Genomic DNA, 1,780 nt, shown 5'->3' on the forward strand with positions numbered 1-1,780 from the left:
ACGCCGAACCGCAGACGCCGCCGCCCGCCTCCGCGCGGTGCCGCGGCAGGGTCGGCGTGTCCGTCCCCTCGACCTCGAAGCCGGCGTCCGCGATCATCTCCAGGTCCGCCCTGCCCGCCTGGCCCTCGCTGGTCAGGTAGTCGCCCAGGAAGATCGAGTTGGCCAGGTGCAGCGCCAGCGGCTGGAGCGTGCGCAGGTGGACCTCGCGGCCGCCGGCGAGCCGGACCTCGACGTCCGGGCAGACGAACCGCACCATCGCCAGGATCCGCAGCGCGCGCTGCGGGGTGAGGTTCCACTCCTCGGCCAGCGGGGTGCCCTCGAAGGGGATGAGGAAGTTGACCGGCACCGAGTCCGGGTCCAGGGCGCGCAGGGCGAACACCACGTCGACCAGGTCGTCGTCGGACTCGCCCATGCCGGCGATCAGACCGGAGCAGGCCGAGAGCCCCGCCCCGTGCGCCTTCTCGACCGTGTCGACGCGGTCCGCGTAGGTGTGCGTCGTGGTGATCTCGCCGTAGGTGCTCTCCGAGGTGTTCAGGTTGTGGTTGTAGGCGTCGGCGCCCGCCTCGCGCAGCCGCTCCGCCTGGCCGTCGGAGAGCAGTCCGAGACACGCGCAGACCTCGACGCCCTCGTTCCGGCCCTTCACCGCCTCGATGGTCCGCGAGACCCGGTCGACGTCCCGCTCGGTGGGCCCACGGCCGCTCGCCACCAGGCAGACCCGCTTGGCGCCGCCGGCCACCCCGGCGGCGGCCGCCTCGGCGGCCTCCTCCGGCTTGAGCCAGGTGTACTTGAGGATCCCGGCCGTCGACCCCAGCCGCTGCGAACAGTACGAGCAGTCCTCGGGGCAGAGGCCGGACTTGAGGTTGACCAGGTAGTTGAGCTTCACCCGGCGGCCGAACCAGTGGCGGCGCACGCGGCCGGCCGCGGCCACCACATCGAGCAGGTCGTCGTCGGAGGTCGCCAGCACGGCGAGGGCTTCTTCACGGGTCGGCGGCTCACGTCGGAGCCCCTTCTCCACCAGAACGTCGAGGAGGTCCATGGCTTGATCCTTGCCCACGAGCGGGGCCGGGCCAAGAAGGAAACGGACAAGAAGACGCCGTCCGGCGTGTGTGGATGACCACAGTTCGTGACCGGGCGACTGCGGCTAGGGTCGGTCGTTGCACGTGAACCACCAGGAAAAGGACCGGAACTGCCATGCAGCAGCCCCGCCAGGATCCCTTCGGCTGGATCGACGAGGAGGCGCGCCGCCGCGAACACGCGGGGCTGGTGAGGTCGTTGCGTCCCCGTGAGGCGGACGGCGGGGACGGCGGCGCCCCGCTCGACCTCGCGGGCAACGACTACCTCGGCCTCACCCGCCACCCCGAGGTGACCTCGGCGGCGGGGGACGCGGCGGCCCGGTGGGGGGCGGGGGCCACCGGTTCCCGTCTGGTCACCGGCACCACCGCCCTGCACACCGTGCTCGAGCGTGAACTCGCCCGTTTCTGCGGCTTCGAGGCCGCCCTGGTGTTCTCCTCCGGCTACGCGGCCAACCTCGCCGCCGTCACCGCGCTGGCCGCCCACCGGGACGGGCTGGTGGTCTCGGACGCCGCCAACCACGCCTCCCTCGTGGACGGTTGCCGCCTCAGCCGGGCCGAGACGGCCGTGGTGCCGCACGCCGAGCCCGGCGCGGTGCGCAAGACCCTCGCCGCGCATCGAGGCCGGCGGTCCCTGGTGGTGACCGACTCCGTCTTCTCGGTCGACGGCGACGCCGCCCCGCTGACCGCCCTCGCGGCGGTGTGCCGTG

The 1,780-nt window shown here is 73.0% G+C and carries 2 protein-coding genes; one reads left to right on the plus strand and one right to left on the minus strand.

Going from position 1 to position 1,780, the window contains the following annotated elements; all coding sequences use genetic code 11:
* The coding region (gene bioB, locus HW445_RS29630) for a biotin synthase BioB (RefSeq protein WP_180223900.1) at positions 1-1,036 on the minus strand (1,036 nt) is incomplete at its 3' end.
* A gap of 155 nt (positions 1,037-1,191) precedes the next feature.
* Between bioB and HW445_RS29635 the strand changes: the two genes are divergently transcribed.
* Positions 1,192-1,780, plus strand: a 589-nt coding sequence (locus tag HW445_RS29635; RefSeq protein WP_180223901.1) for an aminotransferase class I/II-fold pyridoxal phosphate-dependent enzyme, incomplete at its 3' end; no start/stop codon positions are given.

Origin of the sequence: Streptomyces sp. UH6 (assembly GCF_013421635.1) — a bacterium.
Classification (GTDB): Bacteria; Actinomycetota; Actinomycetes; order Streptomycetales; family Streptomycetaceae; genus Streptomyces; species Streptomyces abyssomicinicus.